This is a genomic window from Neorhizobium sp. P1_A6 (assembly GCF_056406795.1).
Genome location: NZ_JBFTZM010000006.1, coordinates 182,143 through 197,810, shown reverse-complemented (window position 1 = coordinate 197,810; position 15,668 = coordinate 182,143). Strand labels below are relative to the sequence as shown.

The following is a 15,668-nucleotide window of genomic DNA, read 5'->3' as shown; positions in this document are numbered from 1 at the left end:
CGGTCAAACCGTCTGGAGCGCCTGCAATTCGGCGATGGGGGCGGGGCCTGCGATCCGTTTCAGCAGCAGCCTGCCCATCAGCAGGCCCGCTTCAGTCAGGTCCTCGTAGATCGTCTCGACGCGGGGGCGGATCTGATCGAACAGGCCCGACGTCTGCTTGGCCACCAGCCTTATATCCCTACCGAGTTCGAGATGATGGTCGTAGGCGGATGCCATGACGGCGAGCGCCGACACTTCACCACCGCAGATATAACCGTCCGGGCGCTCAGGCTCGGCCATCCGGCGGAACAGATAATCACGGATATCGTCCGACTTGCTGTCGAGCGTGACGCCCTTGGCGATCTCGAAGCCGACGCCTTCCTCGCGCACCGCCGTCATGAAGCCGTGCCTGAGGTGATGGGCGAAGGTGAAGCGCTCCGGCGGCAGGATGATCGAGAGCTTTCTCGCGCCCGCGGCGATTAGCTTTTTGGCGGCCTGATACGCAAAACTGTAATTGTCGTAGTCGACGTAAGGGTGAGCGGTGGCAAGCTCGGTCCGGCCGTGACAGATGAACGGAAAATTGTTCTCCATCAACAGCTTGACGCGTTCGTCCGCCGGTTCGGTGCGGGTGAAGACAATGCCGTCGGCCATGCGATTGCGCATGATATGGCGCACCGGTTCGATCTGCGGCGTATCGGAAAAATGCGGCGTTATGACCAGATGATAGGCCGTGCCTCGCAAGGCTTCGGTCAGGCCGTTGATCATCGAGGTGGCATAGCCGAGGATTTCCTCGTGCGGATCGAGAACGAGGCTGATGACGTTGGTGCGGCCAGTGCGCAGGCGCTGCGCTGCCCGGTCCGGCAAGTAGCCGATATCGGCTGCAACCTTGCGGACGCGCTGACGTGTTTCGAGCGCAATCTGCGGCGCATCGGCAAGGGCGTGCGATACCGTCGTGACTGCAAGCCCGGTCAGTTCGGCGATCGTCTTCAACGTAGGCTTTGCATCAACGCGGGGCTTTTCGGTTGCCCGCTGCGACTTCGCCCGCCGACCCTTGTCCCCCAGGTCTTCTAGCGACATATCCTCTTCTCCTCCGTTCCCGCCCAAAAACCGGAGCGAGCCTCATCTATATCGTTGCAAATCTTGCGGAAGTTGCCAGGGATTTTTCTCGGATCCTGAGGAAAATTTGGCCATTCGATAAATTTGCAAGTTTTTTCATCACGTTAACTGCGGCCACCCAGATATCAAAAACTCCTCCGACCGGGTTGACACCGACAGCAATTATATCGTTATAAATCGCCATATCCGGAGAGGAGCCCGGATGCAAAGGGAGATTCTCAATGAATATTCGAATGATTGCCAAACTTGCCGCCGGTGCGGCCCTTATCGCCATGACCGCCGGTGCCGCCAAGGCCGCAGAACAGGTCGAAGTCCTGCACTGGTGGACTTCGGGCGGTGAGGCAGCAGCTCTCAACGTCTTGAAAGAAAACCTGCAGAAGCAGGGTGTCGCCTGGAAGGACATGCCGGTCGCCGGTGGTGCAGGTTCCGCCGCCATGACTGCGCTACGCGCCCGTGTTACGGCCGGCGACCCGCCGACCGCCGTTCAGTTGCTCGGCTTCGACCTGAAGGACTGGGCCGAAATGGGCGTCGCCGCAAACCTCGATGACCTCGCCAAGAAGGAAGGCTGGGACAAGGTTATCCCGGCTGCTCTCCAGAACTTCTCGAAGTATGATGGCCACTGGATCGCTGCTCCTGTGAACATCCACTCCACCAACTGGCTGTGGATCAACAAGGCGGCACTCGACAAGGCCGGCGGCAAGGTTCCGACCAATATCGCCGAACTCATCACGCTGCTCGACGCCTTCAAGGGCCAGGGGCTCACCGCCCTCGCTCACGGCGGTGTTCCGTGGCAGGACGGCACGCTCTGGGAGGCCGTCGTGCTTTCGACCGGCGGTCCGGACTTCTACAAGAAGGCCGTTCTCGACCTCGATCCGGCCGCACTTTCCGGCGATACGATGAAGAAGGTCTTCGACACGATGTCGAAGCTGCGCACCTATTTCGACCCGAACTTCTCCGGCCGCGAATGGAACCTCTCGACCGCCCTCGTCATCGAAGGCAAGGCCGGGGCTCAGGAAATGGGCGACTGGTCGAAGGGCGAATGGCTGCGCGCCAACAAGAAGCCGGGCACGGACTTCGTCTGCATCCGCTTCCCCGGCACCCAGGGCTCGGTCCTCTTCAACGCCGACCAGTTCATGATGTTCAACGTTGGCGGCGACGCCGAAAAGGCTCAGTTCAAGATGGCATCGGCCGTCGAAGATCCCGCCTTCCAGATCGCCTTCAACACGGTCAAGGGTTCTGTTCCTGCCCGTACCGACGTCTCGAACGAAAAGTTCGACGAGTGCGGCAAGAAGGGCATGGCGGACCTGACGGAAGCTTCTTCCAAGGGTACGCTGATGGGCTCGCTCGCCCATGGCTACGCTCAGCCGGCCGCCATCAAGGAAGCCATGCTTGACGTCATCACCCAGCACCTCAACGGCCAGCTAACCACCGAAGCAGCGCTGAAGCGCCTGCCGGAAGCGGTGAAGGCTGCCAAGTGATCGCGTTTCCGCAAAAGCTCTGACATCCGAGTGGCCGGGATAATCTCCCGGCCACTTTTCAAATTCCGGCTTGCCGGTCTATTTTTCTGTCTGGTATCTGCCGGAGGTCATCATGACGACAATCGAACCGGTTCCCGTGCTTGAGCCGCACAGAGAGCGCCGCTCCATTGTGGACGGAGTGCGCAACGCTCTGCCGAAGATCGTGCTGGCGCCGTCGTTTGCGGTCATCCTCGTCTTCGTCTACGGCTTCATCCTCTGGACGGTCTACCTTTCGTTCACGACCTCACGCATCCTGCCGGTCTACAAATGGGGCGGTTTCGACGCCTATTACCGCCTCTGGTCGCAGCCGAACTGGTATGTGGCGATGCAGAACCTGGCGATCTTCGGCGTCCTCTATATCGGCATCTGCATCATCCTCGGGCTCGGCATCGCAATCCTGATGGACCAGCGGATCCGCGCCGAAGGCGTATTGCGGCCGATCTTCCTCTACCCGATGGCGCTCTCCTTCGTCGTCACCGGCACGGCCTGGAAATGGTTTCTCAACCCCGGCCTCGGGCTTGAGAACACCATGCACAATCTCGGCTGGACGAGTTTCAAGTTCGACTGGCTGGTCAACCCAAAAATGGCGATCTACACGGTCGTCATCGCCGGCGTCTGGCAGGCTTCGGGTTTCGTGATGGCGATGTTCCTGGCCGGCCTGCGCGGCATCGACGGCGAGATCATCAAGGCCGCCCAGATCGATGGCGCCTCGACGGTATCCATCTATCGACGCATCATCATTCCGCTGCTGCGGCCCGTCTTCCTCTCCGCCTTCATCGTGCTCGCGCACATGGCGATCAAGTCCTACGACCTGGTCATCGCGCTGACCGGCGGCGGACCGGGCAATGCGACCGAGTTGCCGTCGACCTTCATGTATTCCTACACGTTCACGCGCAACCAGATGGCCGTCGGTTCGGCGAGCGCCGTGATGATGCTGATGGGGATCACCGCCATCATCGTGCCCTATCTCTATTCGGAGCTTCGGGAGAAGCAGTCATGAGCGCGACACAAGAAACCGTCAGCGCCGGCGGTGCCCGCACCGCCCGCTATTTCATCTATGCCGCGCTGGTCATCCTGGCCCTCGTTTATCTTCTGCCGCTCTACGTCATGCTGTCGACGTCCTTGAAGTCGCTCGACGAAATCCGCGGCGGCGATATGCTGGCGCTGCCGCGCGATCCCTCGGTCGCCGCCTGGGTGCGCGCCTGGGGCGAGGCCTGCATCGGGGTCAGCTGCGTCGGCATCAAGGGATATTTTTGGAACTCCATCAAGATGGTGGTTCCGGCGGTTCTGATCTCGACCCTGCTCGGTGCGCTCAACGGCTACGTGCTGACCAAGTGGCGTTTTCCGGGCCACAGGCTGATGTTCGGCATGATGCTGTTTGCCTGCTTCATTCCTTTCCAGGCCGTCCTGATCCCGATGGCGCGCGTGCTTGGCACGTTTGGGCTTTCGAACTCCACCACGGGCCTCGTCATCGTCCACGTGATCTACGGCCTCGGCTTCACGACGCTGTTCTTCCGCAACTATTATGAAGCCTTCCCGGACGAGCTGGTAAAGGCTGCGATGATCGACGGTGCCGGGTTCTTCCGGATCTTCTGGCGCATTCTGCTGCCGAGTTCCGGGCCAATCATCGTGGTGACGATCATCTACCAGTTCACCAACATCTGGAACGACTTCCTGTTCGGCGTGTCCTTCTCATCCGGCACGTCCTCGCCGATGACGGTGGCGCTCAACAACCTCGTTGCCTCCTCCACCGGCGTCAAGGAATACAATGTCGATATGGCGGCTGCCGTGTTCGCAGCGCTTCCGACGCTGTTCGTTTATGTCGTCGCCGGACGCTATTTCGTGCGTGGCCTGATGGCCGGCGCAGTCAAGGGATAACCGCACATGAGCTTTCTTGAAATCAAGGATATTCGCAAGAAGATCGGCAATAACGAGATCCTGAAGGGCATCAATATCGAGCTCGAAAAGGGCGGCTTCCTGGTTCTCGTCGGTCCGTCCGGCTGCGGCAAGTCGACCCTGCTCAACGCGATCGCCGGCCTGCTGCCGCCGTCGTCGGGCGACATCGTCATCGACGGCCAGGTGGTCAACGACCTGCATCCGTCGAAGCGCGATATCGCCATGGTCTTCCAGTCCTACGCGCTCTATCCGAACATGACGGTGGAACAGAACATCGCGTTCGCGCTGGAAATGCGCGGCGTCGAGAAGGTGCAGCGCGAGGCAGCCGTCAAGCAGGTCGCCAAGACGCTGCAGATCGAGCATCTCCTGAAGCGCCGTCCAAGCCAGCTTTCCGGTGGCCAGCGGCAGCGCGTCGCCATGGGCCGGGCGCTGGTTCGCCAGCCGCGCGTCTTCCTGTTCGACGAGCCGCTCTCCAACCTCGACGCCAAGCTGCGCGTCGAGGTGCGCGCCGAAATCAAGGCTTTGCACCAGAATACCCACGCCACGATCGTCTACGTCACCCATGACCAGATCGAGGCGATGACGCTGGCCACCAAGATCGTGGTGCTGAAAGAGGGCATGGTGCAGCAGGTCGGCACGCCGGCGGAAATCTATGGCCGCCCGGCCAACCTCTTCGTCGCCGATTTCATGGGCTCGCCGGCGATGAACATGCTGAAGGGCAAGGTGTCCGGCGCCAATGGCCAGCAGAACATTGCGCTGTTCGGCAATGAAGGCGTCAAGGTCGCAATGCCGCCTTCCGTGACTACCAGTCTTCCGGATGGCAAGGACGTTATTCTCGGCCTGCGTCCGGAGACGATTACCGATGCCGGTCTCGTCGATCCGCACGCACGCGCCACCGCCCAGATCGAGGCGGAAGTGATGATGATCGAGCCGACCGGTTCCGATACCTTCGTTACCGGAAAGCTGGACGGCGCCACCTTCACCGCCCGTACCCGTTCCGACGTGCATGTCGAACTTGGCCAGAAGTTCCCCTTCGCCTTCAATCTCGACAAGGCCGTCGTCTTCGATCCGGAGACGACCAGCCGTATCGACTGAGCCGGCAGGCGGATTTGACCTTTGGCCTCTTTTGAACTCTTCGAGCGCTCCAAGCTGCATTAGAGTGCGCTCGCGGGCCAGAAGGGCAAGTTCATCGCGACCGACTGCTGCAGCTACATGCCAATCACTCGGCCAAGCCGAAGTCCGTACCACCGGTTTCCGATGCCGTCATCCACATCGGACCTGCGGATTACTGCCGGCGAAACTCTCCCTGGCGTCTCCATGGTCGTGGCCGTCTCCTCCGATTGAGCCCCCTGCATTTCCTCAGAAAACGCGGAACAATCCCGGACAGGCGGGGTTGATTCAGCGTCCTGTGCGAAACGGGACCAAACCAGACCGAGGAGACAGACAATGGCCAGTGGAAACTATTCCCAATCGGGCGGGTATCGGAACGACCGGATGCGTGACGAGCGCGATCTTGCGCGCGAGTCGTCCAGCGATTACCGTCCCGGCGATACGGGTTATGTGCGTGGTTTCAGTGACGATCTGCGCAGCGGCGACGCAAATCGGGAGGACGGCGATCGTTCGCGGTTTTCCCGCTACGGCCGCAGCGAACAATGGGCTTCCGATGACGGCGGGTTCGAGGCCGGTTATGGCGACTCGGACCGCTCGCAGGCCTGGGCTCGTGAATCCTATCGCGGCCGGCCTTCGTCGTTCAGTTACGAGCCCGGCCGCAACCGCGTCAACCAGGCCTATGGTGACCGATACGGCTCGGATTACCGTTTCGGCGGCGAAAGCCGTTCAGGTTCGGACAGCCGCTTCCGCGGCTCCGACGACTATGGCCGCAGACGCGGATTCATGGAGCGCGCCGGTGATGAAGTTGCCTCCTGGTTCGGCGACGAAGATGCCGAACATCGCCGGATGATGGACGAGCATCGCGGCAAAGGCCCAAAGGGCTACCAACGCTCCGATGCCCGTATCGAGGAGGACGTCAACGATCGCCTCAGCGACGATCCGGTGCTGGACGCATCCAATATCACCGTGACCGTCCAGAGCGCCGAAGTGACGCTCGACGGTTTCGTGTCGAGCCGCTGGGACAAGCGGCGTGCGGAGGATCTGGTGGACGATGTTTCCGGCGTCCGGCATGTGCAGAACAACTTGCGCGTCAATAATAGTTCGACCGATACGCTGGCGGGTTCGACCACGGTCTGATCGGTCCGATCCATGCGTCAGGCCGCTGTCTGCGGCCTGACTTCGTTCGGGCCTGACTTCATTCAGGAATGAGACATTATGACCGAGAACAACAACAGAGCCAAAATCCACAAGGATGCCGAGGGGCAGTATGCCAAGTCCAAGGCCGACCGCAAGTCGAGCGGCGTCGCAAGTGCCAAACCGACGGTCATCACCGGCTCCGACGACGCCACGAAACACCGCACCCCTCCCGGCGAGAAGGCGCCCAAAAAGGACTGGGACGTGAATTTCGACGTGGCGGAACGGCCTCGCTGAACCGCAGCCGTCTTTCCGGAAAAACATATCGCCGGCAATCAATCCTTGGCCCGGCTCTCAAAACCAGTTAGAAAAGACCCCGCTAGAATATTAGCAGATGGCGGGATACGGAAATGGATAATGCCGGCAGGTGGCACAGGCACCTGCAGCTTTCTTCTATAGGGTAAACGCGCGGAATGGTTAGAATTTCGCGGTTTTTCCCGACGGCGCCGATTGGTGCGTACCTGGTCGCTCTGGCGGCTGGCGTGGCATTGCCTTTGCTGATTTTCGTCGGTTATCTGATGATGGAGCTGGAGGCGAACGAGCGGGAGATTCTTGCGAGCGAAACCGCCGAGGATGCCCAGCTTATTGCCCGGTCGATCGACCGTGAGCTGCAGGACATGGCGACGACGCTGAGGCTGCTGATTACGTCGCCGGAGCTTGAGGCCGGTGATCTGCGCGCCTTCCACAACCGAACTCAGAACAGCCTCCGGTCCGATTCGCTCTATATCCTCGTTGTCAATGCGGATGGGCAGCAGCGGCTCAACACGCGCGTGGAGTTCGACGCGCCGCTCGGCAAGATCTCCAACATACCGGCGCTCCAATCGGCTTTGAACAATGGCGTGACCGAGGTCTCCAACGTCTTTTTCGGCGCCACCAGCGGCAAGCATGTCTTCAACATCACAATGCCCCTGCCCAAGGAGATTTCCCATTCCGGCGCCGCGATGATCATGACGCAGAACGCCGAGGACCTGCAGAAGCTTGTCTCGACGGAAGGTCTTCCTGTCGGCTGGTCGGTTGCGATCGTCGATGGAGCCGGAAAGGTAGTGACCTCGCTCGGCGCCCATGCGCTCAGTTCCGGCACCGCGTTTCCGGCCGATACGCTGAAGCTGATGACCGGGTTCAAGGGTACGATCGAAGATGTCGATGGCAACCGCCGGCAGATGTACGGCTACGCGCAGATCACCGGCTGGACATGGAAGGCCATCGTCTGGGGGCCGATCGATGCGGCCCAGGCGAGTATCCTGACGACGTGGCGGCAGTTGATTGCCGGCGGCGCGATCTTCCTTGCCGTCGGAATGCTGATTGCATGGCTTGTCGGCCGCCAGCTTCGCATCCCGATCCGGCAGATCGCCGAAATGGCCGAGCGGATCGGCAAGGGCGAGATCGTCTCTCCGGTGGAGACGAAGATCCGGGAAGCCAACCAGGTCGCGGTGGCACTTTCGAATGCCTCGTTCGACCGCAGCGAGGCGGAAGACCGTATCCACCTCATCCTGCATGAACTCGTGCACCGGACCAAGAACATCCTGACGCTGATCCAGGCGATGATGCGCCAGCTGGCGCGCCAGGACACCACGATGGAGGAGTTCCAAAAGGCAATCAGCACGCGTCTACAGGGTCTCGGAAAATCGATCGAAGCGTTGGCGAAGGAGCAATGGGCGGGGGTCTCGATCCGGCGGGTCATCGAAATCCACATGAGCACGTTCGCGGACGCGGCCGACCGGGTCGAGCTGCAGGGCGCAGATTTTATCCTGAAGGCCGAAGCGGTCCAGAACCTTGGCCTCATCCTCCATGAGCTTGCGACCAATTCGGTGAAATACGGCGCGCTCTCGGTGCCGCAGGGCAAGGTGCTCATCGCCTGGAAGGATCTGGTCGAGGAGGACGATGGTGAAAGCCGGCTGGAGCTCGTCTGGGAGGAGAGAAATGGCCCCGCGGTCCATGAGCCTTCCCGCACCGGGTTCGGCACGACGATCATCAAGCGCCATGCGGCGGCGGCTTTTGCGGGCCGTGTCGAGATCGACTTCCGCACCGAGGGGCTTTGCTGGACCTTGAACGCACCACGCTCCGCCTTCGAACGAGGCGAGGGCGCCGAAAATCTCAAGGACATCGCTATCTAGCTGTTTATCGTAGCGAGTACCGGAACGAAGGCGCGGGCCTCGCCGTTTGATCGGCCATGGACGCTATGCTCACCACGATCGACATCGATCAAGACTCCCTCAGGACAATCGGCCTTACTTATGTCAGCGATACGGAGCCCGGCATCCGACGGCTCAAGCGCGGCAAGGGCTTCACCTACCGCCTGCCGGACGGCACCTTGCTTGCCGATCCGGAACATCGCCTGCGGATCGCGTCGCTCGGCCTGCCGCCCGCCTATGAGAATGTCTGGATCTGCCTCGATCCGCGCGGACATCTTCAGGCGACCGGTTACGATTCACGCGGCCGCAAGCAGTATCGTTACCATCACGACTGGCAGAGTTTCCGTAGCGAACGCAAGTTTGATCAGCTCGTCCGGTTCGGCGAGGCCTTGCCGCGCATCCGCCGCAAGGTGAAACGCGATCTGGAACTTGGCCTCGACACGTCCGATGCGGTGATCGCCGCGCTGGTGGCCCTGATGGATGCGACCCATCTGCGGGTCGGCAACCGCCTCTACGCCAAGAAAAACAAGACCTACGGCGCGACTACGCTCCTGAAGCGCCACATGACGCTGTCGGGCGAGTCGATCATGCTGCGCTTTGTCGCCAAGGGCGGCAGACGCGTCCAGCACACGCTGAAGCATCCCCGTCTGCAGCGCATCCTGGAAGAGATCGCCGACCTTCCGGGCCGGCAGCTATTTTCCTGGCCGGACGAGCAGGGCATGCCGCATCCGATCGATTCGGGCCGGCTCAACGCCTATCTCGCCGAGGTCGCAGGGTTCGCCGTCTCGGCCAAGACATTCCGCACCTGGGGCGGCAGTCTCGCTGCCTTGATGGCAGCCTGGGAGGTGGCGGAGGAGGGCGGGCGACCGAAGATCAAGGCGATGTGCAAGGCGGCGGCGGAAGTTCTGCACAATACGCCGGCGGTCTGCCGCTCAAGTTACATCCACCCGAGCATTCTCACACTCTCGGAGGATGTCTCACCGCTGGAAAAGGTGATGAGGGATAAGGCGGCGCTGACGCGGCCGAAGGAGTTGCGCGCCAACGAACGGCGGCTTCTCGCTTTTCTAAAAGAAGTCTAGGCTTCCGCGTCGGCCGCCCGCGAGGAGGTTGCGGGCGGCCGGAGCCGAGCTGACGTCAATTTACGCTGCCCGGCGATTGTGGCGCCCTTCCTGGACCTCCTCGACAATCTTCGCCACGAATTGCGGCAGATCTTCGGGTGAGCGCGAGGTGATGATGCCGTTGTCGACCACCACCGCCTCATCCTTCCAGGATGCGCCGGCATTGCGGACGTCGGTGCGGATCGAATGATAGGACGTCGCCTTGCGGCCGCGAAGTGCATCGGCCTCCACCAGCAACCATGGGCCGTGGCAGATCGCCGCGACTGGCTTGCCGCTTTTCACGAAGTCGCGCACGACCTTCATCGCATCTTCGTTGTCACGCAGGATGTCGGGGTTGATCTGGCCGCCCGGCAGCACGAGGGCATCGAAATCCTCCGCCTTGACGTTCTTGGCTTGCAGATCGACCGAGACGCTATCGCCCCAGTCCTTTCTGTCCCAGCTTTTGATCTCTCCCGCCTTGATGGACGCGATCTTGACAGCGGCGCCGCGGTTTTTCAGTTCCTCCAGCGGGACGCGCAGTTCCGATCGCTCATAGCCGTCTGCCGCGAGAATCAGGATGTTGGCGGACTCGATGGTGGTCATACTGGTCTCCTTTGGTGGACAGTTCTGTTGTTCGCAAAGTCTCGACCGGGTTTAAAGCCGGCCGGTCGAGAGATCCCGGCCGTTGATGGAGGCGGGGACGCTGATTTCTTCTCGGGGCGATTTGGGTAGCGGAAGGAGGACGGCCTCGGGTACGACGACCTGCAGTTCTTCCGGATGGGCCACGGCGAAAGTTTTCTTCTGCTGAGTGCCGGTGAGCCTGTTTCTGAGCATTTTTAGAAAGTGTCTCATGGTTTTCTCCCGTCGCGAATGCTGGGCTATTGCCCGTTCACACGGGAGCAAACCCGTCGTCCAAGGATTCGTTCCATCTTTTTCACAGCCGGTTACACAAAGTTATCACGGGGCTGGAACAAATTTCGGGATGGTACGTTTGGCGCCGAATTTTTCGCCCGCTCCTCTCCCGAAGTCGCCGACCTTTCCTGACGGTGCTGCGGGACGTGCTGCTTTCCCTTTCTCCCCATCCGTTTTACGGTGACGGCCGAGACGAGCCGCCTCGCCGTGGACGCTTGCGCCGTTGCGAACACAGGGGCTGTCGCCCTGCATGCCGGACGGCGCCGCGCTGGCGGCCTTTGTGGAGGAGTGGCCGATGACGATCCGCTGGAAATATCTCGCGATCCTGGTGATCGTGGCGCCGCTTCTGGGGCTCGGGTTCGCCTGGTCCGGACTGATGAGCGTCAAGGCGAGCACCGGTCATTGGGGAATGACCGACTGGTTCCTGCACTGGGTGATGCGCAATTCGATCCGGACTGCGGCTCTTTCCATCGAAGCGCCGCCGCTCGATAATCCGGCATTGCTGCCGCCGGCGGCCGGGCATTTCGAGACCGGCTGCGCGATCTGTCATGGCTCACCGGCGCAGGGGCGCTCCGGCGCCGTGCTCGCCATGCTGCCACCACCGCCGGATCTGAAGACAGTGGTTTCCACCTGGAGCGATGCGCAGCTCTTCGAGATCGTCAAGCACGGCGTACGCTTCACCGGCATGCCGGCCTGGCCCGCGCAGGTGCGCGACGACGAAGTCTGGGATATGGTAGCGTTTCTGCGAAAGCTGCCGGGCATGGACAGCGGTGCCTATCTGCAGGCATCCGGCCTGCATGGCATCGGCACCGCAGGCGAAGTCTCACCGCTGCCGATCACCTGCGAAAGCTGCCATGCGGAAAAGCGGCTCAACGGCAACAGCATCATTCCGCGACTGACTGGCCAGTCGGAAGCCTACCTGCTCAACAGCCTGCGCGCCTATGCGCACGGTGAAAGGGCGAGCGGCATCATGAAGGTTGCGATCGGGACTTTGCCCGACGAGAGCCTGCCGGAGCTTGCAAGCTATTATGCCAAGCAGGCGAGGCCGCCGCGACCCGCTGCGCCTTTGGACGCACAGCTCGTGGAAAAGGGCCGCGAGATCGCGGAAAGGGGAAGAGCGGCAGACAAAATTCCCGCCTGCCTCAGTTGCCACGAAAAGCCCGGCGGCAATCCTGCCTATCCGCGCATCTCAGGTCAAAACGCCCCTTATCTGGAGCGCCAGCTCCGCCTCTTCCACGCAGGTGTCCGAGGCGGGTCTTCCTTCAGCCACCTGATGACGGAAGTGGCAAAAAAATTGAATGAAGAGGATTTTGCTGCTCTCGCGGCCTTCTTTGCCAGCCGCGAGAGCAGTGGGCCCTGACCTCAAGGCCGCTCTCCTCCCCAGGAGTTCAAAAAAACTCAGACCGGGATGACCATCATGTAACAGGCGGCGATCACCAGCACAAAGCCTGCCGCTTCTACCCATTCTCTGACCATCGTCGCCTCCATCGCTTCGGTCGTGAATGAACGAGAAAGTCGTATTGTAGTTCCACGAAATGGCCATAAACGTGGCGGGATCGCCCTAAATGTGAAATCGCTTGGTTAACAGGGCGTTGTCATTTGTCCGCTTCCGCTCGGGCGCGGGCAGCGTCGAGGATCGAACGAACCTCGCGGGCAGCGGCGTTCTCGATCGCGAAGGCTCCTTCCGGCAGCAGGCCCGGGTCCTCCTCATTATCCTTGAACGTGGCGTCATCGCGCAGCCGTCTGAGGAACGAGGTGATGGTCACTTCGCCGCCGATCATGGCGGACAAGAGCTCGATGAGCACTTCGCGATGCGCATTTAATCGCCCTTCCAGTTCCTGGGGTGTCAGCGTCGACATGGTTTCCTCTCCTTATCCGTACCTCGCCTCTTCAAGGAGATAGTGGAACCTTTCGCAGAGGGAACAATCGCTGTGACCGAAAGTTCATCCTTCAGCGAGAACACGGAGGAAGACCATGGCAGAATTTGCCAGATCGGACGGTAATCAGGGTCGGCGCGATGTACGCGACCGGCTGATCCTTGCCCTTTACGCCCAGCTGAAGGCCGAACGGCAGACCCGCGAGGCATTGGAATATGTCATCCGCAATGGGGCTCTGGCGCCTGAAGTGCTCGAAGCCATTGCCGGCGACCCTATTCCGGCTGCAACCGCCGAGGATGTCGCCGCAGTCGAAAAGGTGATCGCGCTCGATGCGCATCGCCGGCAGGCCGCATTCCGAAAGTCCCATGGAGAAGACAAGACATGAAGCGCTTCGTTGTGGCGCTGTCGGCTGTCGCGCTTTTGAGCGCCTGTAGCGACAGTGGCGAAAAACAGAGCGATCCGATCAACAACACGCCGCCGTCGGAACCCAATAACACGGCGCCCACGGATCGCAGCCCTTCACCGCAGACCGGTACAGGTGGCCAAAGTCCGGCGACGTCGCCATCCGGCACCACCAATACGACGCCAGGAAGCCCGCCGCCGGCACCCGGATCGGGCAATCCATAGTTTTCCCGGAGCCGAAGGAACGAAATGCTGTGTCGCACCATTATGACGCCAGTCTTTCAATTGGGTGCGACATGGATACGAAATCGAACCATTTTGTCATCGAGCCCGGCTCCTGGCTTCAGCTCGGCGCCAACTTTGACGGCGAGGGCGTCAATTTCGCGATTTTCTCGGCCCATGCGGAGCGCGTCGAGCTGTGTCTCTACGACCCAAGCGGCAAGATAGAGATCGCCAGGCTGGAGCTCCCGGAATACACTCATGAGATCTGGCACGGTTATGTGCCGGGACTGAAGCCGGGCGCCCTCTACGGCTTCCGTGTCCACGGCCCCTACGATCCGGAAAACGGTCATCGCTTCAACCCGAACAAGCTGCTGATCGACCCCTATGCACGCGAACTCGTCGGCAAGGTCGATTGGAACGAGGCACATTTCGCCTACGATCTTTTGCACGAAGACAAAGATCTCACTTTCGACGAGCGCGACAGTGCGCCGTTCATGCCGAAATGCCGGGTCATCGATCCGAACGAATTCGATTGGAAGGACCAGAACCGGCCGAACATCGCTTGGCCGGCAACGACCGTCTATGAAGCTCACGTGAAGGGCTTCACCCAGCTGAACCCAGACGTTCCGAAGGACCTGCGCGGCACATTCGAGGGCATGGGGCACAAGGCCTCGGTGGATTACATCAAGAGCCTCGGCATCACTTCGGTCGAACTGATGCCGGTCCATTATTTCCCCGACGATCAGCATCTCCTCGACAAGGGCCTGCATAATTTCTGGGGTTACAACACGCTTGGCTTCTTCGCGCCGGCATCGCGCTATTATGGCCCCAGAGGCATCCAGGGATTCCGCGACATGGTGCGGTCGTTTCACGACGCGGGCATCGAGGTCATCCTCGACGTGGTCTACAACCACACGGCGGAAGGCAACGAGCTCGGGCCAACGCTGGCGTTCAAGGGGATCGACAACTTCTCTTACTACCGGACCATGCCCGACCAGCACCGCTATTACATCAACGACACCGGCACCGGGAACACGGTGAATACCTCGCATCCGCGCGTGCTGCAGCTGATCATGGATTCTCTGCGCTACTGGACCGAGAGCATGCATGTCGATGGGTTCCGTTTCGATCTCGGTACCATCCTCGGCCGCGAACCGGAGGGTTTCGACGAGCGGGGCGGGTTCTTCGATGCGATCAGTCAGGATCCGGTGCTCTCCAGGGTGAAGCTGATCGGCGAGCCGTGGGACATCGGCCCCGGCGGCTATCAGGTCGGCGGTTTCCCGCCCGGCTGGGCAGAGTGGAACGATAAATACCGCGACACGGTGCGTGAATACTGGAAGGGCACCAATGTCTCGACGGACTTCGCCGCCCGCCTGCTCGGTTCCGGCGATCTCTACGACCAGCGCGGCCGGCGGCCGTGGGCGAGCGTCAACTTCATCGCCGCCCATGATGGTTTCACCCTGAACGATCTCGTCTCGTACAACGACAAGCACAACGAGGCGAATGGCGAGGACAATAACGACGGCCACAACGACAACCGCAGCTACAATTATGGCGCCGAGGGTCCGACCGAGGACGAGGGCATCAATGCGGTGCGCGATCGCCAGAAGCGGAATTTCCTCGCCACCCTGTTCTTCTCGCACGGGACGCCGATGCTGCTCGCCGGCGACGAGTTCGGCCGCAGCCAGATGGGCAATAACAACGGCTATTGCCAGGACAGCGAAATCTCCTGGGTTCATTGGGAGGACCTGCCGGAGACTTGCGAGGAGCTTCGCGAGTTCACCCGCCAGATCATCAGGCTGCGCCGCGAACAGCCGCTGCTGCGTCGGGAAAACTGGCGCGACGGCCTGGACATCAAATGGTTCAACGCCGGCGGCGGTTTTCAGACGCCGGAGCAGTGGGACGAGGGCTCCACGCTCGGCCTCCATATCGGCCGGACCGATCTTCGGGAAGAGGAGGGCATCTGGCACGACGTCCTGCTGCTCTTCAACCCGTTCGAGGGCAATGTGCCCTTCCGCATCCCGCAGTTCGGCGAGGGCGGCTGGGTGCTTGAACTCACCACCTCCGACCTTTCCAAGCGCGGCCTGGTGATCACCAAGGAGAAGGATTTCGAGCTCGAAGGCCGCAGCCTGGCGCTGTTCCGGAGACCGTAACGCCTTCAACTTGCTCCCATAGACAAGAAGAACCCGGCTCTCAGGCCGGTTTCTTCTTGTC

The 15,668-nt window shown here is 61.0% G+C and carries 16 protein-coding genes; 12 read left to right on the top strand and 4 right to left on the bottom strand.

The window, feature by feature from the left end:
• Positions 1-3 precede the first annotated feature (3 nt).
• On the bottom strand, positions 4-1,056 hold the full coding sequence (locus tag AC1D3C_RS14655) for a LacI family transcriptional regulator (protein ID WP_477483377.1): 1,053 nt from the start codon (positions 1,054-1,056) through the stop codon (positions 4-6).
• Between the two features lie 266 nt (positions 1,057-1,322).
• Between AC1D3C_RS14655 and AC1D3C_RS14650 the strand changes: the two genes are divergently transcribed.
• From AC1D3C_RS14650 to AC1D3C_RS14615, 8 genes are all read left to right on the top strand, one after another.
• Positions 1,323-2,573: an ABC transporter substrate-binding protein gene (locus AC1D3C_RS14650; protein ID WP_173426772.1), complete on the top strand. Its 1,251-nt coding sequence runs from the start codon at positions 1,323-1,325 to the stop codon at positions 2,571-2,573.
• Between the two features lie 112 nt (positions 2,574-2,685).
• On the top strand, positions 2,686-3,612 hold the full coding sequence (locus AC1D3C_RS14645; RefSeq protein ID WP_477483376.1) for a carbohydrate ABC transporter permease: 927 nt from the start codon (positions 2,686-2,688) through the stop codon (positions 3,610-3,612).
• Positions 3,609-4,490, top strand: a complete 882-nt coding sequence (locus AC1D3C_RS14640; RefSeq protein ID WP_477483375.1) for a carbohydrate ABC transporter permease — start codon at positions 3,609-3,611, stop codon at positions 4,488-4,490. Before AC1D3C_RS14645 ends, AC1D3C_RS14640 begins: the two co-directional genes overlap by 4 nt.
• Before the next feature lie 6 nt (positions 4,491-4,496).
• A complete protein-coding gene (locus AC1D3C_RS14635; protein ID WP_477483374.1) occupies positions 4,497-5,603 on the top strand; it encodes an ABC transporter ATP-binding protein in 1,107 nt (368 codons plus the stop codon).
• 351 nt (positions 5,604-5,954) lie between these two features.
• On the top strand, positions 5,955-6,755 hold the full coding sequence (locus AC1D3C_RS14630) for a BON domain-containing protein (protein WP_477483373.1): 801 nt from the start codon (positions 5,955-5,957) through the stop codon (positions 6,753-6,755).
• 78 nt (positions 6,756-6,833) lie between these two features.
• Positions 6,834-7,049 (top strand): hypothetical protein, encoded by a 216-nt coding sequence (locus AC1D3C_RS14625; protein WP_247031064.1) that lies wholly within the window; start codon positions 6,834-6,836, stop codon positions 7,047-7,049.
• Between the two features lie 176 nt (positions 7,050-7,225).
• Positions 7,226-8,926 carry an HWE histidine kinase domain-containing protein gene (locus tag AC1D3C_RS14620; RefSeq protein ID WP_477483372.1) on the top strand — a complete coding sequence of 567 codons (1,701 nt, stop codon included), beginning with the start codon at positions 7,226-7,228 and terminating at the stop codon, positions 8,924-8,926.
• Positions 8,927-8,991: 65 nt separating this feature from the next.
• The gene (locus AC1D3C_RS14615; protein ID WP_477483505.1) at positions 8,992-10,023 is read left to right on the top strand and encodes a DNA topoisomerase IB; all 1,032 of its coding nucleotides are present in this window, start codon (positions 8,992-8,994) and stop codon (positions 10,021-10,023) included.
• Between the two features lie 60 nt (positions 10,024-10,083).
• Here the strand turns inward: AC1D3C_RS14615 and AC1D3C_RS14610 are convergent, their stop codons facing one another.
• Entirely contained in the window at positions 10,084-10,644 is a 561-nt protein-coding gene (locus AC1D3C_RS14610) for a type 1 glutamine amidotransferase domain-containing protein (protein WP_247031062.1), read from the bottom strand.
• 51 nt (positions 10,645-10,695) lie between these two features.
• The gene (locus AC1D3C_RS14605; RefSeq protein WP_477483371.1) at positions 10,696-10,893 is read right to left on the bottom strand and encodes a hypothetical protein; all 198 of its coding nucleotides are present in this window, start codon (positions 10,891-10,893) and stop codon (positions 10,696-10,698) included.
• Between the two features lie 310 nt (positions 10,894-11,203).
• Between AC1D3C_RS14605 and AC1D3C_RS14600 the strand changes: the two genes are divergently transcribed.
• A complete protein-coding gene (locus AC1D3C_RS14600; RefSeq protein WP_477483370.1) occupies positions 11,204-12,313 on the top strand; it encodes a c-type cytochrome in 1,110 nt (369 codons plus the stop codon).
• A gap of 235 nt (positions 12,314-12,548) precedes the next feature.
• Here AC1D3C_RS14600 and AC1D3C_RS14595 read toward each other — a convergent pair whose 3' ends face one another.
• Positions 12,549-12,812 (bottom strand): hypothetical protein, encoded by a 264-nt coding sequence (locus AC1D3C_RS14595; protein ID WP_038545678.1) that lies wholly within the window; start codon positions 12,810-12,812, stop codon positions 12,549-12,551.
• A 115-nt stretch (positions 12,813-12,927) separates the two neighbouring features.
• Here AC1D3C_RS14595 and AC1D3C_RS14590 point away from each other — a divergent pair, with 115 nt between their 5' ends.
• The 3 genes from AC1D3C_RS14590 to glgX all read left to right on the top strand — a co-directional run bounded on the left by AC1D3C_RS14590 (position 12,928) and on the right by glgX (position 15,607).
• Positions 12,928-13,215, top strand: a complete 288-nt coding sequence (locus AC1D3C_RS14590) for a hypothetical protein (RefSeq protein WP_038545675.1) — start codon at positions 12,928-12,930, stop codon at positions 13,213-13,215.
• Positions 13,212-13,457 carry a lipoprotein gene (locus AC1D3C_RS14585; RefSeq protein WP_157885168.1) on the top strand — a complete coding sequence of 82 codons (246 nt, stop codon included), beginning with the start codon at positions 13,212-13,214 and terminating at the stop codon, positions 13,455-13,457. The genes AC1D3C_RS14590 and AC1D3C_RS14585 overlap by 4 nt, the downstream gene beginning before the upstream one ends.
• A 71-nt stretch (positions 13,458-13,528) precedes the next feature.
• A complete protein-coding gene (gene glgX, locus AC1D3C_RS14580; RefSeq protein WP_477483369.1) occupies positions 13,529-15,607 on the top strand; it encodes a glycogen debranching protein GlgX in 2,079 nt (692 codons plus the stop codon).
• Positions 15,608-15,668 lie beyond the last annotated feature (61 nt).